The organism is Rhizobium sp. 62_C5_N11_2, from assembly GCF_051811185.1.
Taxonomy (GTDB): Bacteria; Pseudomonadota; Alphaproteobacteria; order Rhizobiales; family Rhizobiaceae; genus Rhizobium; species Rhizobium leguminosarum.
In genome coordinates this window covers 4,356,155-4,380,067 of sequence record NZ_JBPWPW010000001.1, presented here as the reverse complement: position 1 = coordinate 4,380,067, position 23,913 = coordinate 4,356,155, and the positions used below count along the sequence as shown (strand labels likewise).

The window sequence follows — 23,913 nt, the reverse complement described above, 5'->3', positions numbered from 1 at the left end:
TGCGGAATCAAAGGCAGGAATAAATTCATAGAAAATGCCCGTTGACTCTTCATTAGCTCTCTGGAATCTATAAGAACATAACAGGAACAAGACGGATCGGAGAACGCCATGGCGCAGCACGCCCTGGCGCGCGAGCGGCTTTTTGCGCTCCGCGAAACCATTGCCCGACTGGAGGGAAGGCCCGCGCCGGCGCTTGCCGCAGCGGAGCAGGAAGCCCTGGCGGAAGGACGCAAGACCCGCCAGGAGCGCATTCTGCCGCCCCTGCCGTTTGGGGTGGAGTTTCTCGACGGGGCGCTGGAAGGCGGCTTGCCGCTCGATGCGATCACCGAATTCCGCTCGGCTCTGTCTCGCGATGCAGGTGCTGCAAGCGGGCTGGCGATGGCTGTTGCCGCGCGACTGCAAAAACGGGAAGCGGATGCCGGCAGGCTTCTGCCGTTGCTCTGGATCGGCGATGCCGTCGGCACGCTGGAGGCCGGTCGTCCCTATGCCCCCGGGCTTCGGGATTTCGGGCTGAGCCCGGAGCGGTTTCTCCATGCGGCGCCGCGCAAGCTGGACGAGGCGCTCTGGCTGGCGGAGGTGGCGGTGGAAAGCGCTGCCTTCTCGGCCGTCATTTTCGAAGTGCGAGGCAATCCCGCCCATTTCGGCCTGACCGAAAGCCGCAGGCTCAGTCTCAGGGCGCATGCTGCCCGCCGTCCGCTTTTTCTTGTCCGCCAGGCCGGGGCGGAGGAGGCAAGCAGTGCGGCCTTCCGTCTGCATGTCGAACCAGTCCCGTCCGGTCTGCGGCCGTTGCCGGATGGATCGAAACTTTCCGGCAGCATCGGCAATCCCATTTTCCGTCTCACGCTGGAGAAGAGCCGCAATCCGGCCCCGCTCTCCTTTCTTCTGGAGTGGAACCCCCATGAACGCGAATTTCTCCCTATCGCCGAACCAAACCTCGTTCGTCCTCCAGGCGAACAGTCAGCGCATTCTGGCGCTCAGCTTCCCGCATCTGCCAACGGACCGCATCGCCCGCAAGCGATGGGGGCTCTCCTGGCGTTCGAAAGGGCGTCCTGAGACGCCGCCTATCGTCTGTTCCGGCAAGCTCAACAATGCCATGCGGCTGACGGCACTGGACGAGTTGGCCGAGAGGCTGGGGTTGAGGAAGGAGCTGGGCGTTGCCGAAGCGCGCGCCATGTACCCCATGCTCGAGGTCGCGGAAGAAGATCCGGCGGCCGACCGCCGGTTGCTGGAGGCAATTGCCGACTGGTGCGACCGTTATACGCCGCTGGTGGCGTTCGACGGCAAGGACGGCCTGTTTCTCGACATTAGCGGCTGCGCCCATCTCTTCGGCGGTGAAAAGGCGCTTCTTCGGGATGTGCTGTCGCGGCTTTTCCATATGGGGTTCGATGCGCGAGGCGCAGTCTCATCGTCGCCCGGCCTTTCCTGGGCCGCGTCCCGCTTCGGGCAGGGCGGCGTGATCGAGGACGAAGAGACGGAACATGTGCTGATGTCCTTGCCGGTCGCAGCCCTGCGGCTGGAGGGACAAACCGTCGCTGCCCTGAACAAGCTCGGTCTGAAATATATCGGCGACGTCATCGATGCACCGCGCGCGCCGCTGACCCGCCGGTTCGGCCCGGAACTGCTTCTGCGTCTCGACCAGGCGCTGGGACGTGAAGAGGAGCCGGTCTCGCCCCGGCGTCCTGTTGCCAGCCTCTCGGCCGAAAGCCGTCTGATCGAGCCCATCGGGACGGAAGAGCAGATCCTTGCCGTCACCAGGCAGGTCGCCTTATCGCTGCAGCCGTCGCTGGAGGCGCGGGGGGCTGGCGGACGGGTGTTCGAACTGGTCCTGTTCCGCGTCGACGGCAGGGTCTTTCGCATCTCCGTCGGTGCTTCGCAGCCGCTTCGCGAACCAAAATTCATTGCCGGGCTTTTTTCCGAGCGATTGCAGGCGGTCTATGACGATCTCGATGCCGGCTATGGTTTCGAGATCCTGCGGTTGAATGTGTTGCGGCACGATCCCTTCAACGAGGCGCAGGGTGATTTCGAGGGCGACCGGCAGGGAGAGATCTCGCTTTCGGCCTTCGTCGACCGGGTCTCGGCCCGACTTGGTGCGGATTGCCTGCAAAGCTTCCAGCTCCGCGAGAGCCATGTTCCGGAACGCGCCGTCATCACGGTTCCTGTGATGGAGAGCCTTCCCAGGCGGAAGGCAGCGCAGGACATCCAGCTTCCTTTCCGCGAAGAGCGCCCGCTGCGGCTCTTTGCAACGCCGGAGCCCGTCGAGACCATACTTGCCGAAGTGCCCGATGGTCCGCCGCAGATCTTTCGCTGGCGGCGCATGCAGCATCAGGTGGCAAGAAGCGAAGGGCCGGAACGGATTGCGATGGAGTGGTGGATCGATGGGGATGACGCCGAGGCGCGTGACTATTTTCGCATCGAGGATGAGACCGGACATCGCTTCTGGATCTATCGGCGGGGCTTTTATGGTCAGGCGCTTGATCCTCGCTGGTTCATGCATGGCGTGTTCGCATGACAATCGCGCGCGCATTCTTCGAGATTGGCACAAGGACGAACTTCTCGTTTCTTGAAGGCGCCTCTGGCCCCGAGGAGATGGTCGTGCAGGCTGCTCGTCTACGGCTCGGCGGTCTCGGCATTGCGGACCGGAATTCGGTTGCCGGTGTGGTCAGGGCGCATGCGCAGGCGGAGCAGCTTGAGGAGAGATATAAGAACAGGGATGAAATTATAGCCCAAGCGAAGAAGGAAGGAAAAGAGGAGGAGATCCTCGATCCCATCCGGATTCAGCCGGGCGCTCGTCTCGTTTTTTCCGACGGAACGCCTGATATTCTCGCCTATCCCCGTAACCGGCGGGGCTGGGCGAACCTTTGCCGTCTTCTGAGCGCCGGCAACCTGAAAGAAGAAGCGGTCAAGGGATGCTGCATTCTGACGGAAGCGGAACTCATGGAATGGGGGGATGAGATGATGCTTGCTCTCGTTCCCGATCGCACCCTTGTCGATCGTCAGGCGGGTCAGCCGACGCTGGAAGATTATCTGGAACGGTTTCGCAGGCGCTTCCGCAAGGCTTTTTATATGGCGCTGGCGCCAGCCTATGATGGCCGAGACAGGCAGGTCTTTGCGGTGCATGCCATGCTTGCCGCTCGAAACCGTGTGCGGCTGGTTGCAACAAACCAGCCGCTTTACCATCATCCTGAACGCCGGCCGCTTTCGGATATCGTGATCGCGATTCGGGAGCATGTACAGATATCGCAAGCCGGATTCCTTCTGGCGCCGAATGCCGAGCGTTACCTCAAGGATTCACGTGAAATGGCCCGGATATTCCGGGACTATCCTGGTGCGATCGACAATACGCAGGCCCTTTTCGGCAAATTGACCTTTTCGCTGAAGGAACTGGAGCACAATTATCCGCCGGAAAACGATCCTGGTGAAACGCCGCAGGAGACTCTCGAAAGGCTGACGAGAGCGGGAGCGGCAAGACGCTATCCCAAGGGTATCCCGCCCAAGGTGGCGCCACAGATCGAGTATGAACTCGATCTCATTAAAAAAAAGAAATATGCCTCTTATTTCCTGACGGTTCACAGGATCATCCAGCACGCCCGCTATGAACTTAAGGTCTTGTGCCAGGGGCGCGGATCGGCGGCAAATTCGGTCATCTGTTATTGCCTTGAAATAACGGAAGTCGATCCTCAAAAAAGCACACTGCTCTTCGACCGCTTCATTTCGATGGATCGCGACGAACCGCCGGATATCGATGTCGATTTCGAGCATGACCGGCGCGAAGAGGTCATCCAGTTCATCTATAAAAGATACGGCATAGAACATGCTGGGCTGACGGCGGGGGTGACGACCTACCGTACGCGCTCGGCTGGCCGTGAGGTCTCCAAGGCCTTTGGGCTTTCGGAGGATGTCCAGTCGGCGATCAGCAGCCTCGTCTGGGGCTGGTCGGAGGATAATCTCTCGGAGCGGGACGCGAAGGCGGCGGGTCTCGACGTCAAGGATCCGGTGACCCGAAACGTTCTTCAGTATGCGTCCGAACTTCTCGGCTTCCCGCGCCACCTCACCCAGCATGTCGGTGGCTTCGTCATCACGCGCGATAGGCTCGACGAGGTGGTGCCGATCATGAAGACGGCGATGCCGGATCGCTACATGATCGAGTGGGACAAGGACGATCTCGATAACGTCAAGATCCTCAAGGTGGATGTGCTGGCGCTCGGCATGCTGACCTGCCTGCGGAAGGCCTTTTCGCTGCTTGAATTGCATTACGACGTGAAGAAGACGCTCGCAGACCTCGGCAACAAGGAACATGGGAACGAAGGCGAGCCGGTTTACGAGATGATGGGCCGGGCCGATACGCTCGGTGTCTTCCAGATCGAAAGCCGGGCGCAGATGAGCATGCTGCCGCGTCTGAAGCCGAAGGTGTTCTACGATCTCGTCATCGAGGTGGCGATCGTGCGGCCAGGACCGATCCAGGGCGATATGGTGCATCCCTATCTGAAGCGCCGGGAGCAGCGGGCCAAAAACATTCCGATCAAATATCCGAGCAAGGAGCTGGAAACGGTTCTGGAAAGAACCCTCGGCGTGCCCTTGTTCCAGGAACAGGCCATGCAGATCGCCATTACCGCCGCCGGCTTCAAACCGGCGGAAGCCGACAAGCTTCGCAGAGCGATGGCGACATTCAAGAGAACGGGTACGATCGGTAACTTCGAAAAGCGGTTCATCGAAGGAATGGTCTCAAAGGACTATGATCCGGAGTTCGCGAAGCAATGCTTCAACCAAATCAAAGGTTTCGGGGAATACGGTTTCCCGGAAAGCCATGCCGCCTCCTTCGCGCTGCTCGTTTATGCTTCCTCATGGCTCAAGGCCTATTATCCCGACATCTTCTGCGCAGCGATGCTGAATTCCCAGCCGATGGGATTTTATGCGCCGGCGCAGCTGGTGCGGGACGCACGCGAGCACGGGGTAAAGATCCTGCCGGTCGACATCAATGAATCGAACTGGGATTGCGGTCTGGAAGAGGCTGTCTTCGATTGGAATGCCATCGATTTCCGGCATGACAAGATGCGCGATATCATCAAGACCCGGCATGCGGTGCGGTTGGGTTTCCGGCAGATCAAGGGCCTTTCGACAGGCGATATGGAGCGGCTCGTCAGCAATCGAGGCGAAGGCTACGGTTCGGTACGCGATCTCTGGCTGCGGTCCGGTCTGCAGAAATCCGTCATCGAGCGACTGGCGGATGCCGATGCGTTCCAGTCCCTCAAACTGTCACGACGCGACGCGCTTTGGGCGGTGCGGGCGCTGGATGTGAGGAGCGCGGCCGAGGAGCTGCCGCTCTTCGAGCAGGTCCGTCATGTCGACCTCCAGATCGAGCCTGTAGCGAAGCTGCCGGAAATGCTGCCGGGAGAGCAGGTCATCGAGGACTACCGTTATCTCTCACTGTCGCTGAAGGCGCATCCCGTCTCCTTCCTGCGTGAGGAATTGCGCAAGGCGGGTGTGACGCGCAATGTCGATCTGTTGAAGGTCGCGAACGGGCAGAGGGTGACGATTGCGGGCCTCGTGCTGGTGCGCCAGCGACCTGGTTCGGCAAAAGGTGTGATCTTCATGACGCTGGAGGACGAGACCGGGGTGGCCAATGCGATCGTCTGGAACAAGATATTCGACAAATACCGCTCAGTTGTGATGGGCGCCCGGCTGGTGAAAATCCGCGGCAGGCTGCAAAGCCAGAGCGGAGTGATCCATACCGTCGTCGAGCATATCGAGGATATGACGCCGGCGCTCGGTATCCTGCAACGTGAGGCCCGGCGTTTCGGCGTCTGCGAGCGGGCAGACGAGGTGCTGAGGCCGGGTGTCGATCAGCGGCAGAAAAAGCCTGCGAATGCGCAGGAGCGGGCGGAGCTGGAAAAACGGATGGTTGCCACAGGCCGCCATGCCGGCGCGGGGGAAACCGCTGAGGTGATGCCGCGCGGACGCAACTTCCATTGAAGTACGTCGCAGCGATCAGGACCATGCAGGTTGTCTTCATTTGCCTTATGGCGTCATCATCCTGAAACCGCTGCATAATCCCGGACGATATGCATGAGGCCTCATTCGCACACCGTTGTTCAATGCTGCGGGACTCGAATTTTTTCTTGACAGCCACCATCTTCTTTAGCAGAAAACACGATAGTCAGTGTCATGTTTGGAATGAAGACGTGCTTGTCTGCAGCTGCAATTATATAACCGATAAGGAAATCCGGGAGGTTATCACCAATCTTCTCGATGAAGATTGTTGGCAGCTTATCGTGCCTGCGAAGGTCTACCACGCCATGGAAAAACGCGGCCGCTGCTGCGGTTGTTTCCCCAACGTCGTCGACATCATTATCCAGACGACCGAGGAATATCACGCCCGTCGCCACTCGACGGAGACCGAAATATTTGATTTCATGTCCCGCTTGAAACAATTCCATGAGGAAAACAGGAGAGCGGACATTGAAAGGCGACAAAAAGGTCATCGAGCGGCTTAACGAGGCGTTGTTCCTCGAACTCGGTGCGGTCAACCAATATTGGGTTCACTATCGTCTTCTTGAGGACTGGGGCTACACCAAGCTCGCCAAGAAGGAGCGCGCCGAATCCATCGAAGAGATGCACCATGCCGACCGGCTAGTTGCACGCATCATCTTCCTCGAAGGCCATCCCAATCTGCAGACCCTCGCACCTCTGCGCATCGGCCAGAACGTCAAGGAAGTTCTAGAAGCCGATCTTGCCGGCGAGTACGACGCCCGCACGGCCTACAAGAAGTCGCGCGATATCTGTCATGACGCCGGCGACTACGTTTCCATGAAACTTTTCGAGGAGCTGCTGGCGGACGAGGAAGGTCATATCGACTTCCTCGAAACACAGATCGACCTGCTCGAGAAAATCGGCGAGAGCAAATACGGCCAGCTCAACGCCGATTCCGCCAACGAAGCCGAATAAGATTCGAACGAGATGCCGGCCGCCGATGGCGGCCGGTGATCCTATTCCTGCCGCCGAGACAAACGGAGGCAGTCATCCTGCCGTGATCAATCTTCCGATTGAAGTGTCTCCAAGTGCTGGAACTCGGCCACCACCTGGTCATAGACGGCGCGCTTGAAGGGCACGATCAGCTCCGGCAGTTGCTGCATCGGCTTCCATTCCCAGGCATCGAATTCCGGTTCATGGCCGCCAGGCGGCGGGTTGATGGCGATTTCGCTGTCGTCGCCGTCGAAGCGGAAAGCGAACCAGCGCTGAGTCTGGCCGCGGAATTTTCCTCTCAGCCCTATGCCGATCAGTGCCGGCGGCAGATCATAGTTGATCCAGTCTCTCGCTTCGGCAAGCAGGGTCACCGTCTTGATGCCGGTCTCCTCGTAAAGCTCGCGGTAGGCGGCGTCCAATGGATCCTCGCCCTTGTCGATGCCCCCCTGCGGCATCTGCCAGAGCTGCGGCGAGCCGTCATATTCGGAATTGCCGTCGGAGATGCGCCGCCCGGCCCAGACGAGGCCATCGCGGTTCAGGATCATCACGCCGACGCAGGGGCGGTAGGGCAGATCCTCGGCTTTCACGGTCGCCTGGCTCATCTTCTTCTCCGTTCTGGGATTCTTCTCAGGGATTCTCTCAAGGATTCCTGGGGTCGTTGGAAAGGGCGGCAACGCCGACAATCTCGATGCCGCGCATCGCAGCCTCCTCGCTCCATTTGGCGATGGCGTCAACGCTCTCATCGAAAGCGGCGGCGACGCCGATCGCCTGGCCGTTCTTGCGGGCAATGCGCTCGAGTTCGTCGAGCTTCTTCAGGACGGCATTGATATCAAGCTGGCCGTCGAGCTGCAGGTCGGCGAAGGCATAGGGCAGTTCGGTTCCCTTGGCGATCGCCGCCGTCTTCGACTGCGCTGATGTGCCATCGTCGAGAAACAGCAACCCGCGCTTGCCGATGTCGCGCATGACAGGCTCCATGGCGGCGGGATCAGACAAGAAACGGCCGCCGAGATAATTCATGACGCCGGTATAGTTGGTGATCTCGCCCATCGCCTTGTGCAGGTTCTCGATGTTGCGGGCGGCCGACTTCGTGGTCAGCAGGGTTTCGGGGCCCGGATCGTTCGCCGGGTAATCAAAAGGTTCGAGCGGTACTTGCAGAAGGATCTCGTGACCGCCGCGGCGGGCCTCCTGCATCCAGCGCTGCAGGCTGTTGCCGCTTGCGGCGAAAGCGAAGGTGATCTCTTCCGGCAGTTCGGCGATGGCGCGCTGCGTTCCGGTCTGGCTGAGCCCGAGGCCGCTGACGACGATGGCGATGCGGACACCGCGCGCGCCGGACGAGGGACGCGCATATTGATCCATTGGCCGCCGGCCATCGGGGCCGACGATCGGCAGCCTGCCAAAAGGCGTTTCTTCGAGCAGCGCATCATTGGGCTGGGCTGCCATGCGCGGATCCTGGCCGATCTGCATGGCGTCGACCAGCACCGGCCCGCCGCCGTCGCGCGGGCGGGGGCTGTATTTGGTGACGACCGAGCCGTCGCCGGTGACCATCTGCTCGACATTGGCGCCCGAGCGCGGGTCGGCGCGTGGCATGCCGTCGGCCGCTTGGCCCGCTGTGGCCGTCGGCGGCTGAGGCGTATTGGCAGGGGGCGTTGCGGCTTGTTCGGCGGCCGGCGGTTTGGTGCGTTCGAGCCCATCGCCGCGAAATGCCGTATAGAGGGAAAAGCCGCCTATGGCGAAAAGACAAAGACTGGCGGCGATGCGGCCCAGGCGCAGAAAACCCGGACGCTTGCGGCCGGCTTTGCGGTTGCGGCCCAGGGGCGTATGCAGGTCCGTTCCCAATTTTTCGCCCGCTCCAAAACCGGGAAACAGCAGAAAGGGTCAAGGCCGGGCGAGGTGCCCGGCCTTGATGTGATCGACTACTTGGCGACGACGGCCTTGTCTGGGTTCGGCGGGAAGGCCGGATCGGTCTTCTTGCCGCGCAGAAGGTCGAGCGCGTAGTTCAGCTGAACGTCGTCCTTCGGGTCCGGCGGGACATAGGCGACCGAGCCCGAACCTTCGTCGGTCTCGCTCTGACCCTTGATGTGGCCGCGCAGGCTGGATTCGCCTTCGGTCACCATTTTGCCCTGCAGTTCCTGCGGCAGCGGCTCCTCGACCTTGATGTCGGGAGTGATGCCGGTACCCTGGATCGAGCGGCCCGACGGCGTGTAATAGAGCGCCGTGGTCAGGCGCAGCGCGCCGTTTTCGCCGAGCGGGATGATCGTCTGGACGGAACCCTTGCCGAAGGAGCGCGTGCCGAGAACGGTGGCACGGCGCAGATCCTGAAGCGCGCCGGCGACGATTTCCGATGCGGAAGCCGAGCCGCCGTTGATCAGCACGATCACCGGCTTGCCATCCGTCAGGTCGCCCGGGCCGGCATTGAAGCGGCGGGTTTCATCCGGATTGCGGCCGCGAGTCGAAACGACTTCGCCGCGCTGCAGCAGGGCATCGGAGACGTTGATCGCCTGGTCGAGCAGACCGCCCGGATTGAGGCGCAGGTCGAGAACATAACCCTTCAGCTTGTCGGCCGGAACGGTGTCCTTGATCTTCTTGATCGCCTTTTCCATGTCAGGATAGGTCTTCTCGGTGAAGGAGATGATGCGGAGATAACCGACATCGTCCTCGACACGCGACTTGACTGCCTGAACGGCGACGACGTCGCGGACGATCGTCAGCTCGATCGGCTTGTCGGCACCCTTGCGGATCAGCGTCAGCTTGATCGGCGTGTTGACGGCGCCACGCATCTTCTCGACGGCGTCTTCCAGCTTCAGGCCGCGCACGGACTGGCCGTCGATCTCGGAGATGTAGTCGCCGGCGAGAACGCCGGCTTTGGCGGCGGGCGTATCGTCGATCGGGGTGATGACCTTGACGAGTTCATCTTCCATCGTGACTTCGATGCCGAGGCCGCCGAACTCACCCTTGGTCTGGGTGCACATGTCCTCGGCGTCCTTCGCATTCATGTAGCTCGAATGCGGATCGAGCGAGGAAAGCATGCCGTTGATGGCGTTCTCGATCAGCTTGTCTTCCGCAGGCGGCGTCACATATTGCGCACGCACACGCTCGAAGACATCTCCGAAAACAGACAGTTCCTTGTAGGTCGAGGATCCGGCCGCTTCTGCCGGCACACCCGCCGAGTAAATGACGCTCATTGCGGTCGCACCCATCAATGCGCCGACCAGAACAAGAGAAGCCCTACGAATCATTGCGTGCCTTTCCAGTGTCTTTGGCGGTCCACCACGGCCGGGAATCGACCGGTTTACCGTCCTTTCGAAATTCAATGTAAAGCGTTGGCCGGTTCGTTTCCAGCGCCAATGCAGTTGCGCTTGCCACTCTTTTCGCGCCCATCACGGCAAGTGGCTCGCCGGAGAAAACGAATTTTCCCTGACGGGTATTGATCGTATCCATTCCCGAGAGAACCAGGTGGTACCCATCGCCCGCGTCGAGGATGATCATCTGGCCGTAACTGCGAAATGCGCCGGCGAAAACCACCAGGCCATCCGCAGGCGCCGTCACCACCGTCTCCGGATTGGTGGCGACCGTCATTCCCATGGCCTCGTGTCCGGTGCCGTCGGCATCGCCGAACTGGCGCAGGATATCGCCCGCTACGGGCACCTCCAATTTCGCCTTCAATTCTCCGAAGGGATATGCGGGCGCAATGCGGTTTTTATCGGGCACACCGCTGTCGGCGAGAGCCTTGGCCTGAGCGCGTTGCTCGTCCGTCATAAGCTTGCGGTTCTCCTCCGCCCGGCGGGCGGCAGCGGCAGCATCCCGCACCGAAGCGATCTCGGATTCCATCGAGGCGACGAGGCCTTCAAGGCTGGTCGCCTTGCCTGCCAGCTCCTCGGAACGTTTCCTTTCGGCCGCGAGTTCGGCGGCATTGCTGCGGCTGAGCTTGTCGTTTTCGGCAAGCAGCAGGTCCATGCGCCGCTCTTCCTCGATGCCATCAGTCATCGTCCCGGTCAGGGAGGCCTTCTCGGCGGCGCTTGCAGTCTGCAATGCGGCGAGGCTTGCGAGGTCTGCGGCAAGCTTGTCGGTCTCCTTGCGGATGCCAGGCACGACGGCGCCGAGCAGAATGGCGCTGCGCACGGAGGCGAGCGCGTCATCGGGGGTGACGAGCAAAGCGGGCGGCGGGTTGCGGCCCATGCGCTGGAGCGCTGCCAACACCTCGGCCAGCAGGCCGCGGCGCTCGTGCAGGGAACGGCGGATGCCATCCTCCTTGACGCCGAGATCGGCAAGCTTCTTCTCGCTTTCGAGGATCTGCTTTTCGAGCGCCTTGCGGCGGGCGGCGGAATCGATCAGCGCCTGGCGGATGCTTTCGGTGCTCTTTTCGAGATCGGCGATGCTCTGCTGAAGCGCGCTCACCTTGTCGGTGGAGAGGCTGATCGTCTTCGACAGGGTTTCGAGTTCGGCACGGGTCTGATCACGCTTGGCGGCAAGTTCGGCGGCCGGATCGGGTGGCGCCGGCTCGGCTGCCGGCTGCGGTGCAGATTGTACCACCTCGGGCACGGCATCCTGCGCCCGGACGATGAACGGATTTGCCGACACGACAATCACCGCTACACCGACGCCGGCCGCGATAGCCGGGAGGATCATGCGGTGTCGCCTGGTGGATGCTCTCGTCATGCGTGTTGGGGCACTTTCACAAATCGCGCGGAGACTAAGCTGATTTGATGCGCTTTGCCATAACGTTTGCAGGAGAAGGGGTGGCCAAGCAAACACGGCTGCGTGACATTGCGACGCATTGGCCAACGCTTTGCCGACACATCGGGCCGATGCGGCATCAGACGCGGTGATAGGGGTGACCAGACAGGATGGTGACGGCACGATAGAGTTGCTCGGCGATCAGCGTGCGCACGAGCTGGTGCGGCCAGGTCATCTTGCCCAGGCACAGCGTGGCGTCGGCACGGTCGTACAGCGAAGGATCGAGGCCGTCGGCGCCGCCGATCGCGATGGTCAGCTCGCGTTTGCCCTGGTCGCGATAGGAGCCGAGCAGGTTTGCGAAGGCTTCGCTATCAAGCGCCTTGCCGCGTTCATCGAGAAGGATGAGGATGCTGCCATCGGCAAGCGATTTCAAAAGCATCGCCGCCTCTTCACGTTTGCGGGTTTCCGCATTGGAGGCACGGCTTTCGCCAACTTCGGCAACGCGGGTAAGTTCGAGGCCGACGGCAGGGCCGGCCTTGGCGAAACGGTCGAAATAACGGGCGGCAAGATCCTTTTCGGGGCCGGACTTCAGCCGTCCCACCGCAAAAAGACCTATTCGCATTCATCCGCTCCCGCTCATGCGGCACTTCGGGCGCACACTACGCCACCGGCCGGCTTGTGATGTTTTCCGGCCAGCCAATGCCACGTCTCAGGCGCCGGACAGATGCCGGCACGCCTGTCAGTGCCGTGTTTCTTCATCCATATCCGGAGCCGCCCACATCTTTTCGATGTTGTAGAACTCGCGGATTTCGGGACGGAACACGTGCACGATAATGTCACCAGTGTCGATCAGGACCCAATCGCCGCCTTCCTGACCTTCGACGCGGGCCGTACCGAGGCCGTCGTCCTTAAGATCGGTGAGCAGATGATCGGAGATCGCCATGACATGCCTGTTCGAACGGCCGGAGACGACGATCATGTAGTCTCCCAGCGCCGATTTTCCGGCAATGTCGATGGTGACGATATCTTCAGCTTTGGAGTCCTCGAGGCTGGCGAGGACGGTTTCTAGGGCACGGGCAGCGGCATCGGCGCCACGTTCCGCACTCTTCGGGATAACGGCGAACGTTTTTCCCTTGGCGTGTACTGTTGTCAGTGCTTTCCCTTTCCTGGAATGACAAACTAGGCACAACACAGATCCGATCGAGACCGGATCATGGTTAAGATAGGCATCAAACGATTAATGTTTCAAGACATGCTAAGGTACGGAACGGCCGAAAAACCGATCTGCCGTTCGAATTGAAGTATTTGGCTGCTCGGGGCGGCCTCGTGCGGGCGGTGTACAGTTTCCATGCCGCAGCGTAAAGTGCGGCAAATTCCACGATCTCCAGATTCAATGACCGACTCAGCCGCAAAAACACTCGTGCCCGTCCTGCGAATCAGCTTCCCGGATGAGGATCGCCTCGGCCATGGCAAGATGGAACTGCTGGAGCATATCCGCCAGACCGGATCGATCTCGGCGGCGGGGCGGGCGATGGACATGTCTTATCGCCGGGCATGGCTGCTGGTCAGCGAGATGAACCGGATGTTCTCTGAACGGGTGGTGGAATCGCAGCGCGGCGGGCAGAAGGGCGGCGGCGCGGCGCTGACGCCGTTCGGCGAGGAATTGCTGGCGCGTTTCCGCCGGATGGAAAGGACGATGCGCACCAGCCTTGCCGAAGATCTCGCCTGGCTCGAGGGCAAGCGTAACCTGCAGCAGGGCGAGCGCGGCTGATCAGGCCTCCAGGGCAACTGTCTTGATGACGGCGAAGACCGCCCTTCCCAGTCGAAGATCCAGACGCTCGCAGGACAGTGTGGTGATCCGGGAAAGAATGATATCGCCGCCGCAATCGAGCCGGATTTCCACCGTTCCGTCCTCGGTCGACGACATCGCTTCTATCCGTGCTTCCAGGATATTCAGCGCGCTGAGCCCCTCGGGCCTTGCGGTCGCTAGCATGACATCTCGGGAGGGAATGCGGATGCGGACCGATTTGCCGGGCGCAAGGGCGGCACCGGGAATATGGAGCTGGCAGGATTTCAGCGCGATAGTCGACAGGCGGTGAAGCCCATCGAAGCTTTCCACCGTGCCTTCCAGCAGCGCGCCCGCCTCGCGCCGCTCGGAGGCGGCGGAGGGGCGGCTCAATATGTCGATAGCGGGGCCCGTCGCCTCTACCTTGCCGTCGCGCATGACGACGACCTGGTTTGCCAGCCGCGCCACCTCGGCGATCGAATGGCTGACATAGACGATCGGGATGTCGGTTTCGTCGCGCAATCGCTGGAGATAAGGCAGGATCTCGGCCTTGCGCGCATCATCGAGGGCGGCGAGCGGCTCGTCCATCAACAGCAGGCGGGGCGAGGAGAGAAGTGCGCGGCCGATGGCGACGCGCTGCTTCTCGCCGCCTGAGAGTTTCGCGGGGCTGCGCTCCAGCAGCGTCTCGATGCCGAGCAGGTCGACGATGTGGTCGAAGCTCTCGCCGTGTGCCGGTCTCGCCGCGAACCAGCGGCCATAGGAGAGATTGGCGCGAATGCTGAGATGCGGGAAAAGCCGGGCCTCCTGGAAGACATAACCGAAGCGGCGGCGATGTTTCGGGACGAAGATACCGGTTGCGGTTTCGGTCAGGGGTTCGCCGTCCAGGACGACGCGGCCTTCGTCCGGGCGGGCGAGGCCGGCGATGATGCGGATCATCGAGGTCTTGCCGGAGCCGGAGCGGCCGAACAGCGCGGTGACGCCGCGCTCGGAGGTGAAGGCGGCATCGAGCGAAAAGTCGCCGAGCCTCTGTTTTGCCTCGACGATCAGCGTCATTCCGGATCGATCCTCCGGCCGGCGAGACGGGCAAGGAATTCGGAGGCGAGCAGGGCAGCCATGGAAATGACGATGGCGACGAGCGTCAGGCGGAGCGCGCCGGCATCGCCGCCAGGCACCTGGGTGAAGGTGTAGATCGCCGACGACAGCGTCTGGGTTTCGCCTGGAATGTTGGAGACGAAGGTGATCGTCGCGCCGAATTCGCCCATCGCCTTGGCGAAGGAAAGGATCATGCCGGCGATGATGCCGGGCAGGGTCAGCGGCAAAGTGATCGTCAGGAAGACCCAGAGAGGGCCGGCGCCGAGCGTTCCAGCCGCCTCTTCCAGCTTGCGGTCGACCGCCTCGATCGACAGGCGGATGCTGCGCACCATCAGCGGAAAGGCCATGATGGCGCAGGCCAGTGCAGCACCCGTCCAGCGGAAAGACAAGACGATGCCGAAATACTGGTCGAGCAGGCGGCCGATCGGACCGCGGCGGCCAAACAGGATGAGGAGAAGAAAACCGGTGACGACCGGGGGCAGGATCAGCGGCAAGTGAACGACGCCGTTCAGCACCGATTTACCCCAGAAGCGGCCGCGTGCAAGCAGCAGGGCGACGAGGATGCCGAAGGGCAGGCTCGCCAGCATGGCGACAATCGAGACGCGCAGGCTGAGCAGGATCGCCGTCCATTCCTCATCGCTCAAGCCCAACATGTCCAAATGCTACGGTCTCCCCGGAAAATCGAAGGCTCGCCGAGGCGAGCCCTCACGCTAAGCTGCGGCCGACGATTCCGCAATCATTTCAGCCCTCAATCACTTGAAGCCCAGATCATTTCAGGCCCATATCACTTCAGGATGGTGAAACCCTGCGCCGTGAAGAAGGCGGCCGCCTTGTCGGATTTCAGGAAGTCGAGATAGGCGGATGCATCCGGGTTCTTGCTCTCGGCGAGGATTGCGATCGGATAGATGATCGGCGGGTGGGAATCGGCGGGGAATGTGCCGACGATGGCGACACCCTTATCGGCCGCGGCATCCGTCTGATAGACGATGCCATAAGGCGCTTCGCCGCGCGAGACGAGGGCAAGGGCGGCGCGCACACTTTCGGCGCCGGCGACCTTGCTTTCCACTGATTTCCAGACGCCGAGCTTTTCGAGCGCGGCCATGCCGTATTTACCGGCCGGAACCGATTTCGGCTCACCCATGGCAAGCTTGCCGCCACCGAGGAGTCCTGCGAGATCGAAGCCCTGCTTGATCTCGACTGGCTTTGCCTTGTCCTTTTCCGCCACGAGCACAATCTTATTGCCGAGCAGGTTGGAGCGGGTGTCGGCCTTGATCAGGTTCTTCTTGGCGAGATACTCCATCCAGTCGAGGTCCGCCGAGATGAATACATCGGCAGGGGCGGCGTTTTCGATCTGCTTGGCCAGCGCGCCGCTCGCGGCATAGGAAGCGACGGCGTCCTTGCCGCTTTCCTTCGTCCAAGCGGCATTGGCGGCGTCGAGCGCATTCTTGAGGCTCGCTGCCGCAAAGATAGTGAGCTTTTCGGCTGCGGCGGCAGGCGTTGAAAGCGCTGTCGCGCCAAGCCAGAGGGCAGAGATCGCGGCGGTTGCCAGCTTCATCCATTGGCGGCGGTTTTGCATGATTTATTCCCCAGCGTTCGAAATATTGCGACGAATATAACGAGCCGCACGTCTTGGCTAGGGATATATCCAAGAAAATATAACCGTATCCGGCGCTCGCGTTCGCAGCGGCGCAATGTTCACGCATTCGTGAGGTGCATGGCTTCCGCCGAAACTGAGATCAGCAGGGTGAAAATACCTGGGAGTCAGTTTGCAAACCGCAAGGACTCCCGGCGGCCGGGACCAGTTCCTTAATTTTTGCTAATAAAAACGGCAATGGGGAAGCCAAATTCACCTCGAGATTTGCATCCTATGCATTGCTGCAATGCACCAATCGATATTCACCTTTTTGTCGAATATGATAAAACATACTCATCGACACGGCTTCTCCTCCTCCCATAGCCGTTCGATAGGGTCGACAACACTCCTCCTCCCAGTTGTCGATCGAGTTTATAAGCCCGACGGATCTCCTCCCCCGTCGGGCTTTCTCGTTTTCGGGATCTTCTAAAATCAGGCCGGCGCGTGCGTCTTGCCGGGCGCGCGGCGCTCTATTCTGCGTCGGCGTGCGACGAGCCGTTGCGGATTGCCGTCGAACTCAGGCCGGAGCGCGGCCCGTGGATGAAAGTCCAGGCCGGTGCACGCTTCTTCCAGAGAACACGCGCGTCATCCTCATCAACACGGGCGAAATCGAAGGTCCTGGCCATTTTCGAGGAGAGGAAAGAAAGCGTCGCGCCCGGCCGATCGATCACCGCGATCGGGAAAGTGCGGGCAATCTCCTGCCATTTCTGCCACTTGTGAAAGGTCTGCAGGCTGTCTGCGCCCATGATCCAGATGAAATGCACATGCGGATTACGCGCCTTGACGCGGGCAAGCGTGTTGGCTGTGTAGCTGACGCCGAACGTCTGTTCGAAGGCGGTGACCTTGACGCGGGGATCGGCGGCAACACGCTCGCTTTCGGCGATGCGCTCGGCAAGCGGGGCGAGCTGGTTGCGGCTCTTCAGCGGATTGCCGGGGGTGACCATCCACCAGAGCTGGTCGAGGCCAAGCCGCTTGATGGCGATTTCGGCGACAAGCGCGTGGCCCTGATGCGGCGGATTGAACGAACCACCGAACAGACCGACGACCATGCCGCGCTCGCTGTGCGGCATGCGGAGATAGTGCCGGTCCACATTCTCGGTCGTCACGTCAGGGCCGCGTCTGTCCGGCACCATGCACCCGATATTTGAAAGAGGTGAGCTGTTCGACACCGACAGGCCCACGGGCATGCATCTTGCCGGTGGCGATGCCGATTTCTGCACCCATGCCGAACTCGCCGCCATCGGCAAATTGCGTCGAGGCGTTGTGCAGCAGGATCGCCGAATCGACCTCGGTGAAGAAACGCGCGACGACCTCAGGGTCCTCGGCGATAACCGCCTCGGTGTGGTTGGAGGAATATGTCTGGATATGGGCGATGGCGCCCGATATGCCGTCGACGACGGCAACCGAAATGATCGCGTCGAGATATTCCGTCGACCAGTCCTCTTCGGTCGCGGGCTTCATGCCGGGCGCGACCTTCAGCACCGTCGGCGAAGCGCGGATCTCGCAGCCGGCCTCGGTCAGAACCTCGAGCAGCGGCGTCAGATGCGTGCCGATCGCGGCGCCATCGACGAGCAGGGTTTCGGCCGCGCCGCAGATGCCGGTGCGCCGCATCTTGGCGTTGACGACGATCTTCTTCGCCATTTCGATATCGGCCGAGGCATCGACATAGATGTGGCAAAGGCCTTCGAGATGGGCAAAAACCGGCACGCGGGCCTCGCTCTGCACGCGGGCGACCAGGCTCTTGCCGCCGCGCGGCACGATGACGTCGATCGCGCCGTCGAGGCCGCGCAGCATGGCGCCGACTGCAGCGCGGTCGGTGACCGGCACGAGCTGGATAGCATGCTCTGCAAGTCCCGCCGCCTTCAGACCCTCGACCAGGCAGGCATGGATAGCCTGCGATGAACGGCGCGAATCCGAGCCGCAACGCAGAATGACGGCATTACCCGCCTTGAGGCAGAGGGCGCCGGCATCCGCGGTGACGTTCGGCCGGCTTTCGAAGATCACGCCGATGACGCCGAGGGGGGTGCGGACGCGTTCGATCTTCAGCCCGTTCGGCCGGTCCCAGGCAGCAATGACTTCGCCGACCGGATCGGCAAGGGCTGCGATGGCGCGGATTCCCTCGGCCATTTCGGCAACGCGCTTGTCATTCAGCGTCAGCCGGTCGATGAAGGAAGCGAGCATCTCGGTGCCTTCGATGTCCTTCAGGTCCTTGGCGTTCTCGGCAAGAATATGCGCCTTGTTCGCCAGGATCGCATCGGCCATGGCATTCAATGCGCTGTTCTTGGCCTCAGTGGACGCAAAGCTCAGTGGTCGTGCTGCAGCCCTTGCCTTGCGGCCGATGTCGTTCATCAGCGCGTCAATGTCAGGGCTTGGCGCAACGGTATCAAGCATAGCTCGCGTCCTTCTTCTGCCTTTCCGATTTCGAACCGACCTGCGCGGTCATTACCATGTCGTCGCGATGGACCATGGCGGCGCGCCCGGCATAACCGAGAATGGCCGCGATCTCCGCCGACTTGCGGCCGGCAATCCGACGGGCGTCGTCGGCATCGTAGCTTACCAGGCCGCGGGCGATCTCGCGGCCGGCCGGGCCGATGATCGCCACCGTATCGCCGCGGCTGAAGAGGCCGGAAACGCTGCGCACGCCGGCTGGAAGCAGGCTTTTGCCGGCCCCGAGGGCAACGACGGCGCCGTCATCGACATGCAGTTCGCCGGCCGGCTGCAACTGCCCGGCAATCCAGGTCTTGCGGGCGGTAACGGGGGTGCCCGACGGCGCGAACCAGGAGGAACGCGCGCCGTTTTCGATCGCCGACAGCGGATTGTCGGTCTTGCCGGAGGCGATGATCATCGCGCAGCCTGATGCCGTCGCAATCTTGCCGGCATCGATCTTGGTGCGCATGCCGCCGCGCGAAAGTTCCGAAGCGGCTCCGCCGGCCATCGCCTCGATCTCGGGGGTGATTTCGGCAATCGTCTCGAGGAACGTCGCGTTCGGATCGAGATGCGGTGGTGCGGTGTAGAGGCCGTCGATATCGGAGAGAAGGATGAGCAGATCGGCGCCGGTCATCGTCGCAACGCGGGCGGCCAGCCGGTCGTTGTCACCATAGCGGATCTCGCTGGTGGCGACGGTGTCGTTCTCGTTGATGATCGGCACGGCGCCGATCTTCAGGAGCTGATTGATGGTGGCGCGCGCATTGAGATAGCGGCGGCGCTCCTCGGTATCACCGAGCGTCAGCAGGATCTGGCCGGCGACGATCTCGTCGCGCGACAGGCTTTCCGACCAGGCGCGCGCCAGCGCGATCTGGCCGACGGCAGCCGCAGCCTGGCTTTCCTCCAGCTTCAGCGCGCCCGAGGGCAGGTCGAGCACCGAGCGGCCGAGCGCGATTGCGCCCGAGGAGACGACGAGCACGTCGATGCCCTTGGCCTTCAGGCTGGAGATATCGGCGCACATGGCATCGAGCCAAGCCTTCTTCAGCCCGGCCTTGCGGTCGACCAGAAGCGCAGAGCCGATCTTGATGACGATGCGGCGGTAGCGGCCAAGCGGCTTACGGCTGGTCATCGTCCTCGCCCTCATCGGTGACGACCATGTCGCGATGGCGCAGCTTCGGCACCTTGGCCGGCTTCTCTTCGGTATTGGCCTCGACGATGATGTCGCGCAGCGCGCGCAGCACCTCGGTCATGCCCTTGCCGGTGACGGCCGAAATCTGGAACGGCGTCTTGCCGCAGGCCTTGGCCAATTCCTTGGTCTTCTTCTTCAGTTCGGCATCGTCGAGCACGTCAATCTGCGACAGCGCCACGATCTCAGCCTTGTCGGCCAGCTCGTTTCCGTAGGCTTCGAGCTCGTGCTTGACCGTCTTATACGCCTTGCCGACCTTTTCCTCCTGGGCGGAGATGAGGTGGAGCAGCACGCGGGTGCGCTCGACATGGCCGAGGAAACGGTCGCCGATGCCGACCCCCTCATGGGCGCCTTCGATCAGGCCCGGAATGTCGGCAAGGATGAATTCGCGCTCGTCGATGGTGGCGACGCCAAGATTGGGATGCAGCGTGGTGAAGGGATAGTTGGCGATCTTCGGCCGGGCGCGGGTGACGGCAGCCAGGAAGGTCGACTTGCCGGCATTGGGCAGGCCGACGAGGCCGGCATCGGCAATCAGCTTCAGGCGCAGCCAGATGGTCTTTTCCTCGCCGGGCAGACCGGGATTGGCCCAATCCGGCGCCTGATTGACCGAAGTCTTGAAATGGGCGTTGCCGAAGCCGCCATTGCCGCCATGGGCGAGACAGTAACGCTGGCCTTCGACAGTCAGGTCGCAGATCAGCGTTTCCTGATCTTCCTCGAAGATCTGGGTGCCGACCGGAACCTTGAGCGTCACGTCGCTGCCATTGGCGCCGGTGCGGTTTCTGCCCATGCCATGGGTGCCGATCGTCGCCTTGAAATGCTGCTGATAGCGGAAATCGATCAGCGTGTTCAGGCCGTTGACGGCCTCGACCCAGACGTCGCCGCCGCGTCCGCCATCACCGCCATCCGGGCCGCCGAACTCAATGAATTTCTCACGTCGGAAGGAAACGCTGCCGCCGCCGCCGTCCCCGGACTTGATATAGACCTTTGCTTCGTCGAGAAATTTCATTTTACTTCCAATATTCAGTGGCAGTTGGACGGCCCGTCTTGGCCCATTCGATATAGGCGGTTCCGACGGAGGTCAAAGATTATCGTGAATTTTGCGAGCTATAACATACAGTACGGCTTCGGTCTCGACGGCAGATACGATCTGGCGCGTATTGCCCGGAGCCTCGAGGGAGCCGATGTCATCGCGCTGCAGGAGGTGACTCGCGGTTTCTCCCGCAACGGTTTTGCCGACATGGTGGCCGATGTTGCAGCCTTCTTTCCCGACTATTTCTGGGTGTATGGGCCAGCCTGCGACATGCATGTCGAAGCTGATGAAGGCGGGCTCCAGCCGGTGCCGGGCACCCGTTTCCAGTTCGGCAACATGGTGCTGTCGCGCTGGCCTGTTGTCTCGACCCGGACGCTGCTTCTGCCGCGCAGCCGGACGATCGGCAAGATCAACCCGCAGCGCGGCGCAACCGAAGCGGTAATCGCAGCCCCCGGCGGGGCGATCCGCGTCTACTCCGTCCATCTCGACCATGTCTCCGCCGACGAGCGCATCCGCCAACTGCAATTCTTGAACGCGCATATCAATGCCTTCGTCCAGGAGGGTGGGTCGCTGACGGGGGGTGGTGAATTCGACCTGCCGGAGCCGCCGCTGCCGGAGGATTATATTATCATGGGTGATTTCAACATGGAGCCGGAATCGCCGGAATATTGCGCGCTTGCCGGTGCTGGCGGCGGATATTATGGACGTGTCGCCAGGATCGGCACGCCGATGGACGCCTTTGCGGCGCTCGAGGCCTATCGCCCGGGGAGCTACAGCTGGATGGATCCCGAAGATCACGGCAAACGCATGCATCTCGATTATTGCTTCGTCAGTTGCGGCCTCGAGGGCCGGTTGAAATCCGCCCGGATCGATACGCAATCCGTCGGTTCCGACCATTTCCCACTATGGGTGGAAATCGTTGATTGAGACGCCGCCCGAGTGGCGACGTCTCGAGTTTGATCAGGCAACCTTCCGCGGCTGCAGCATGCCCGGCTGCAGCACGGTTTCGATGTGCGACACCATCGTGTTGCGAGAGAAACAATAGATTTCGCCGCAACCCGTCATGTGGAAACCGAGCTTCTCCTGCAGTCGCAGCGAAGCGGGGTTGTCGGCGAAGACGCCGGAATGGATCGGCGTCTCCGGCATGCGGCGCGAGAAGCGCTCGATGATCGCCGCTACCGCCTCGCTCATATAGCCGCGCCGCCAGTAATAGCGGTTCAGCCAGTAGCCGAGGTGCCAGCGGCCGTGGCGCAGCTCGATCGAGACGTTGCCGATATGGACATCGTCCTTATCGGTGATCGCCAGCGGCCAGTCGGGCAGGGTGCCCGAGGTGACCGGGATCAGCCAGTCCAGCGCATCCTGCCGGTCGAACGGCGCCGGTACGCGGGACAGCATGCGCGTGACCGCGAAATCGGAAAGCGATTCCGCGATCGCAGGCGCATCGCTCAGCCTGTGGGGGCGGAGCGTCAGCCGGGCGGTCGAGATAACAGGCGCGGGGCCGGGCATCATCGGCTTGACCTCAGGCCTTTGCAGCGCAGTCGTGCTCATGCGATGTTCCCCCAGCTTCGGAGGGACATCCAGGTCTTGCGGTCGAGCCTGTACCATTCGACCGGCACGTTACTGCCCAGCGCCAGCGAGGCGGCGAGCCCCGATCCCTGGAACTGGAAGCCGCACTTCTGGATGACGCGGCGCGAGGCGACATTCATTACCCGGCAGCGGGCATCGATCTGATCGACGTCCTGGCGGGTCCTGAACACCATATCGACCAGGGCATGGCAGGCCTCGGTCGTATAACCCTTGTTCCAATAGGGCTCGCCCAGCCAGTAGCCGATCTCGACGGTTCTGCCGTCCGCATGCGGCTCGACGCCGCAGCAGCCGATAAAAGCGCCGTTTTCGGCCTTGGTGATCGCATAGACGCACTTGCCAATATCGCCATTTTTCGTGCGACGCACGAAGTCAGCAGCATCATCGGCGGTATAAGGGTGCGGCATACGCGATACCATGGTGGCGACTTTGGCGTTGTTGGCGAGATGGGCAAGGGCGTCGATGTCTTCTTCGTGGGGCGCGCGCATGACGAGCCTTTCCGATAACAAGACAGGGCAATCGGTCCTTAACCGTTCCGGCCTCAGCCGTTCTTCGGAAGACCGCTGGTCTTCCCGGGGAGACCGTGATTGGTCTGCCCTTAACAATTCGCCTTGCATGGTTCAGTCCTCCTTGAGGGGTAAAGAAAAAGGGAGATGGCGCCCCATCTCCCCTGTTTTCTAGACTGAACCTGATACGGCCAGCCGGGTCGATGAGACGCCGGCTGTTTTTGAGCGCTACCGGCTTATTCCGCTGCTTCCGCTTTCGGCATGACAGACACGTAGACGCGACCGTTGGCCTTCGTTCGGTAGTTCACATTGCCGGCGGTAAGTGCAAAAATCGTGTGATCCTTGCCGAGGCCGACGTTGGAACCCGGATGCCACTGCGTCCCGCGCTGACGCACGAGGATGTTGCCTGCGATGACGGCTTCGCCGCCGAACTTCTTCACGCCAAGGCGCTTGGATTCGGAATCGCGACCGTTGCGCGAGGAACCGCCAGCTTTTTTGTGTGCCATTGGAGTTCTCCTTTAAACCTTGTCCCGTTGATCTTACTTGGCAGCCACGATGTCCGTGATACGGACGACCGTGTGATGCTGACGATGGCCGCGCGAACGCTTCGAATTCTGACGGCGGCGCTTCTTGAAGGCGATGACCTTCTTGCCGCGGTTCTGTTCGACGACTTCTGCCTTGACAGAGGCGCCGGTAACGAAGGGCGCACCGATCGCAGCGTCGGCGCCTTCGCCGATCACGAGCACTTCGGTGAATTCAATGGAATCGCCAGCGGTGGCTTCCAGCTTTTCGATGGTCAGCACGTCGTTGGCTGCCACACGGTACTGTTTACCGCCGGTCTTGATGACTGCGAACATTTTTTATCCTTTCATGTTCGTTCCAGCTCTCCTCGCCGATTGAGCAAGGTGGCCGTCTTTTTATCAGTCGAAGTTAAGCAGGGATTTCAGAGGTCTAATCCTCGAACTCTTCCTGCCGGTGAAGCGCCCCACGCAAACGCAGGACCAGCTAGGCACGGATTTCTCCAAACCTATTGCGCAG

General features: G+C 61.5%; 24 protein-coding genes. 7 read left to right on the top strand and 17 right to left on the bottom strand.

Annotation, left to right across the window (positions count from 1 at the left end; genetic code table 11):
• Positions 1-108 precede the first annotated feature (108 nt).
• From AB8B31_RS21465 to bfr, 5 genes are all read left to right on the top strand, one after another.
• Positions 109-1,053 carry an ImuA family protein gene (locus tag AB8B31_RS21465; protein WP_245510120.1) on the top strand — a complete coding sequence of 315 codons (945 nt, stop codon included), beginning with the start codon at positions 109-111 and terminating at the stop codon, positions 1,051-1,053.
• Entirely contained in the window at positions 965-2,509 is a 1,545-nt protein-coding gene (locus AB8B31_RS21460) for a Y-family DNA polymerase (protein ID WP_281040552.1), read from the top strand. Before AB8B31_RS21465 ends, AB8B31_RS21460 begins: the two co-directional genes overlap by 89 nt.
• Positions 2,506-5,970, top strand: coding sequence for an error-prone DNA polymerase (locus AB8B31_RS21455; RefSeq protein WP_131605729.1), 3,465 nt, complete (start codon positions 2,506-2,508; stop codon positions 5,968-5,970). Before AB8B31_RS21460 ends, AB8B31_RS21455 begins: the two co-directional genes overlap by 4 nt.
• Positions 5,971-6,092: 122 nt before the next feature.
• Positions 6,093-6,491 carry a (2Fe-2S)-binding protein gene (locus AB8B31_RS21450; RefSeq protein WP_018244118.1) on the top strand — a complete coding sequence of 133 codons (399 nt, stop codon included), beginning with the start codon at positions 6,093-6,095 and terminating at the stop codon, positions 6,489-6,491.
• Entirely contained in the window at positions 6,457-6,942 is a 486-nt protein-coding gene (bfr, locus tag AB8B31_RS21445; RefSeq protein WP_017966050.1) for a bacterioferritin, read from the top strand. Before AB8B31_RS21450 ends, bfr begins: the two co-directional genes overlap by 35 nt.
• Positions 6,943-7,028: 86 nt before the next feature.
• Here bfr and AB8B31_RS21440 read toward each other — a convergent pair whose 3' ends face one another.
• From AB8B31_RS21440 to rsfS, 6 genes are all read right to left on the bottom strand, one after another.
• Positions 7,029-7,562: an RNA pyrophosphohydrolase gene (locus AB8B31_RS21440; protein WP_018244117.1), complete on the bottom strand. Its 534-nt coding sequence runs from the start codon at positions 7,560-7,562 to the stop codon at positions 7,029-7,031.
• A gap of 37 nt (positions 7,563-7,599) precedes the next feature.
• Positions 7,600-8,796, bottom strand: a complete 1,197-nt coding sequence (locus tag AB8B31_RS21435) for a divergent polysaccharide deacetylase family protein (RefSeq protein WP_047622489.1) — start codon at positions 8,794-8,796, stop codon at positions 7,600-7,602.
• Between the two features lie 77 nt (positions 8,797-8,873).
• On the bottom strand, positions 8,874-10,196 hold the full coding sequence (locus tag AB8B31_RS21430; protein ID WP_439007505.1) for a S41 family peptidase: 1,323 nt from the start codon (positions 10,194-10,196) through the stop codon (positions 8,874-8,876).
• A complete protein-coding gene (locus AB8B31_RS21425) occupies positions 10,186-11,586 on the bottom strand; it encodes a murein hydrolase activator EnvC family protein (protein WP_130718341.1) in 1,401 nt (466 codons plus the stop codon). The genes AB8B31_RS21430 and AB8B31_RS21425 overlap by 11 nt, the downstream gene beginning before the upstream one ends.
• 187 nt (positions 11,587-11,773) lie before the next feature.
• A complete protein-coding gene (rlmH, locus tag AB8B31_RS21420) occupies positions 11,774-12,256 on the bottom strand; it encodes a 23S rRNA (pseudouridine(1915)-N(3))-methyltransferase RlmH (RefSeq protein WP_112905560.1) in 483 nt (160 codons plus the stop codon).
• A gap of 117 nt (positions 12,257-12,373) precedes the next feature.
• A complete protein-coding gene (gene rsfS, locus AB8B31_RS21415) occupies positions 12,374-12,823 on the bottom strand; it encodes a ribosome silencing factor (RefSeq protein WP_018244113.1) in 450 nt (149 codons plus the stop codon).
• Between the two features lie 204 nt (positions 12,824-13,027).
• On the opposite strand from rsfS, the gene AB8B31_RS21410 reads away from it, so the two are divergent.
• Positions 13,028-13,405 (top strand): winged helix-turn-helix domain-containing protein, encoded by a 378-nt coding sequence (locus AB8B31_RS21410; RefSeq protein ID WP_130718339.1) that lies wholly within the window; start codon positions 13,028-13,030, stop codon positions 13,403-13,405.
• Here the strand turns inward: AB8B31_RS21410 and modC are convergent, their stop codons facing one another.
• From modC to obgE, 7 genes are all read right to left on the bottom strand, one after another.
• Positions 13,406-14,473: a molybdenum ABC transporter ATP-binding protein gene (modC, locus tag AB8B31_RS21405; RefSeq protein ID WP_131605728.1), complete on the bottom strand. Its 1,068-nt coding sequence runs from the start codon at positions 14,471-14,473 to the stop codon at positions 13,406-13,408.
• The gene (gene modB, locus AB8B31_RS21400; RefSeq protein ID WP_131605727.1) at positions 14,470-15,171 is read right to left on the bottom strand and encodes a molybdate ABC transporter permease subunit; all 702 of its coding nucleotides are present in this window, start codon (positions 15,169-15,171) and stop codon (positions 14,470-14,472) included. Before modB ends, modC begins: the two co-directional genes overlap by 4 nt.
• Positions 15,172-15,296: 125 nt before the next feature.
• The gene (gene modA / locus AB8B31_RS21395) at positions 15,297-16,088 is read right to left on the bottom strand and encodes a molybdate ABC transporter substrate-binding protein (protein WP_131605726.1); all 792 of its coding nucleotides are present in this window, start codon (positions 16,086-16,088) and stop codon (positions 15,297-15,299) included.
• A 527-nt stretch (positions 16,089-16,615) separates the two neighbouring features.
• Positions 16,616-17,278, bottom strand: a complete 663-nt coding sequence (locus tag AB8B31_RS21390; RefSeq protein WP_028734117.1) for a nicotinate-nucleotide adenylyltransferase — start codon at positions 17,276-17,278, stop codon at positions 16,616-16,618.
• Positions 17,253-18,536 carry a glutamate-5-semialdehyde dehydrogenase gene (locus tag AB8B31_RS21385; protein ID WP_131605725.1) on the bottom strand — a complete coding sequence of 428 codons (1,284 nt, stop codon included), beginning with the start codon at positions 18,534-18,536 and terminating at the stop codon, positions 17,253-17,255. Before AB8B31_RS21385 ends, AB8B31_RS21390 begins: the two co-directional genes overlap by 26 nt.
• A complete protein-coding gene (proB, locus tag AB8B31_RS21380) occupies positions 18,529-19,698 on the bottom strand; it encodes a glutamate 5-kinase (RefSeq protein WP_131605724.1) in 1,170 nt (389 codons plus the stop codon). Before proB ends, AB8B31_RS21385 begins: the two co-directional genes overlap by 8 nt.
• Positions 19,685-20,761, bottom strand: a complete 1,077-nt coding sequence (gene obgE, locus AB8B31_RS21375; RefSeq protein WP_131605723.1) for a GTPase ObgE — start codon at positions 20,759-20,761, stop codon at positions 19,685-19,687. The genes proB and obgE overlap by 14 nt, the downstream gene beginning before the upstream one ends.
• A gap of 84 nt (positions 20,762-20,845) precedes the next feature.
• Here obgE and AB8B31_RS21370 point away from each other — a divergent pair, with 84 nt between their 5' ends.
• The gene (locus AB8B31_RS21370; RefSeq protein ID WP_131605722.1) at positions 20,846-21,712 is read left to right on the top strand and encodes an endonuclease/exonuclease/phosphatase family protein; all 867 of its coding nucleotides are present in this window, start codon (positions 20,846-20,848) and stop codon (positions 21,710-21,712) included.
• 33 nt (positions 21,713-21,745) lie between these two features.
• Here the strand turns inward: AB8B31_RS21370 and AB8B31_RS21365 are convergent, their stop codons facing one another.
• The 4 genes from AB8B31_RS21365 to rplU all read right to left on the bottom strand — a co-directional run bounded on the left by AB8B31_RS21365 (position 21,746) and on the right by rplU (position 23,732).
• The gene (locus tag AB8B31_RS21365; protein ID WP_018244103.1) at positions 21,746-22,333 is read right to left on the bottom strand and encodes a GNAT family N-acetyltransferase; all 588 of its coding nucleotides are present in this window, start codon (positions 22,331-22,333) and stop codon (positions 21,746-21,748) included.
• The gene (locus AB8B31_RS21360) at positions 22,330-22,986 is read right to left on the bottom strand and encodes a GNAT family N-acetyltransferase (protein WP_017966066.1); all 657 of its coding nucleotides are present in this window, start codon (positions 22,984-22,986) and stop codon (positions 22,330-22,332) included. Before AB8B31_RS21360 ends, AB8B31_RS21365 begins: the two co-directional genes overlap by 4 nt.
• Positions 22,987-23,111: 125 nt before the next feature.
• Positions 23,112-23,381 (bottom strand): 50S ribosomal protein L27, encoded by a 270-nt coding sequence (gene rpmA / locus AB8B31_RS21355; RefSeq protein WP_003567620.1) that lies wholly within the window; start codon positions 23,379-23,381, stop codon positions 23,112-23,114.
• Positions 23,382-23,414: 33 nt separating this feature from the next.
• A complete protein-coding gene (rplU, locus tag AB8B31_RS21350; protein WP_003543907.1) occupies positions 23,415-23,732 on the bottom strand; it encodes a 50S ribosomal protein L21 in 318 nt (105 codons plus the stop codon).
• Between the last annotated feature and the right edge of the window lie 181 nt (positions 23,733-23,913).

What these genes read in the sequence shown, in the direction of transcription:
- AB8B31_RS21390 (WP_028734117.1), bottom strand. Translation starts at nt 17,278, where the DNA reads ATGGTGCCGGACAGACGCGGCCCTGACGTGACGACCGAGAATGTGGAC.
- AB8B31_RS21425 (WP_130718341.1), bottom strand. Translation starts at nt 11,586, where the DNA reads ATGATCCTCCCGGCTATCGCGGCCGGCGTCGGTGTAGCGGTGATTGTC.
- AB8B31_RS21360 (WP_017966066.1), bottom strand. Translation starts at nt 22,986, where the DNA reads ATGCAAGGCGAATTGTTAAGGGCAGACCAATCACGGTCTCCCCGGGAA.
- AB8B31_RS21430 (WP_439007505.1), bottom strand. Translation starts at nt 10,196, where the DNA reads ATGATTCGTAGGGCTTCTCTTGTTCTGGTCGGCGCATTGATGGGTGCG.
- AB8B31_RS21365 (WP_018244103.1), bottom strand. Translation starts at nt 22,333, where the DNA reads ATGAGCACGACTGCGCTGCAAAGGCCTGAGGTCAAGCCGATGATGCCC.
- rlmH (WP_112905560.1), bottom strand. Translation starts at nt 12,256, where the DNA reads ATGCGAATAGGTCTTTTTGCGGTGGGACGGCTGAAGTCCGGCCCCGAA.
- obgE (WP_131605723.1), bottom strand. Translation starts at nt 20,761, where the DNA reads ATGAAATTTCTCGACGAAGCAAAGGTCTATATCAAGTCCGGGGACGGC.
- AB8B31_RS21385 (WP_131605725.1), bottom strand. Translation starts at nt 18,536, where the DNA reads ATGCTTGATACCGTTGCGCCAAGCCCTGACATTGACGCGCTGATGAAC.
- rplU (WP_003543907.1), bottom strand. Translation starts at nt 23,732, where the DNA reads ATGTTCGCAGTCATCAAGACCGGCGGTAAACAGTACCGTGTGGCAGCC.
- AB8B31_RS21455 (WP_131605729.1), top strand. Translation starts at nt 2,506, where the DNA reads ATGACAATCGCGCGCGCATTCTTCGAGATTGGCACAAGGACGAACTTC.
- proB (WP_131605724.1), bottom strand. Translation starts at nt 19,698, where the DNA reads ATGACCAGCCGTAAGCCGCTTGGCCGCTACCGCCGCATCGTCATCAAG.
- AB8B31_RS21465 (WP_245510120.1), top strand. Translation starts at nt 109, where the DNA reads ATGGCGCAGCACGCCCTGGCGCGCGAGCGGCTTTTTGCGCTCCGCGAA.
- rpmA (WP_003567620.1), bottom strand. Translation starts at nt 23,381, where the DNA reads ATGGCACACAAAAAAGCTGGCGGTTCCTCGCGCAACGGTCGCGATTCC.
- modC (WP_131605728.1), bottom strand. Translation starts at nt 14,473, where the DNA reads ATGACGCTGATCGTCGAGGCAAAACAGAGGCTCGGCGACTTTTCGCTC.
- AB8B31_RS21450 (WP_018244118.1), top strand. Translation starts at nt 6,093, where the DNA reads ATGCTGCGGGACTCGAATTTTTTCTTGACAGCCACCATCTTCTTTAGC.
- modA (WP_131605726.1), bottom strand. Translation starts at nt 16,088, where the DNA reads ATGCAAAACCGCCGCCAATGGATGAAGCTGGCAACCGCCGCGATCTCT.
- AB8B31_RS21440 (WP_018244117.1), bottom strand. Translation starts at nt 7,562, where the DNA reads ATGAGCCAGGCGACCGTGAAAGCCGAGGATCTGCCCTACCGCCCCTGC.
- AB8B31_RS21410 (WP_130718339.1), top strand. Translation starts at nt 13,028, where the DNA reads ATGACCGACTCAGCCGCAAAAACACTCGTGCCCGTCCTGCGAATCAGC.